Annotated in this window: 1 rRNA gene; it reads right to left on the reverse strand. The window is 55.8% G+C overall.

From position 1 onward, the window contains the following. Positions 1–79 (reverse strand): 16S ribosomal RNA (locus PUR56_RS01010); the annotation flags it as partial. Between the last annotated feature and the right edge of the window lie 204 nt (positions 80–283).

Raw genomic sequence — 283 nt, forward strand, 5'->3', positions numbered from 1 at the left:
AAGGGCTTCACCGTTCGACTTGCATGTGTTAAGCACGCCGCCAGCGTTCGTCCTGAGCCAGGATCAAACTCTCCGTGAATGTTTACTCGGCCCCGAAATCAATCAGAACCGGTCGACACCCGCGTTGAGCGGCACGGCAACAACCGGAATAGGGCGGCCCCGCGCACTGCGTCCTCGCTAGTGTTTTACTTCAAAAGGAATCTCCAACCCCGAAACAAGTCCGAGGCCGGGGATGTCAACATATCTGGCGTTGACTTTTGGCACGCTGTTGAGTTCTCAAGGA

It is taken from the genome of Streptomyces sp. BE303 (genome assembly GCF_036290945.1).
Taxonomy (GTDB): Bacteria; Actinomycetota; Actinomycetes; order Streptomycetales; family Streptomycetaceae; genus Kitasatospora.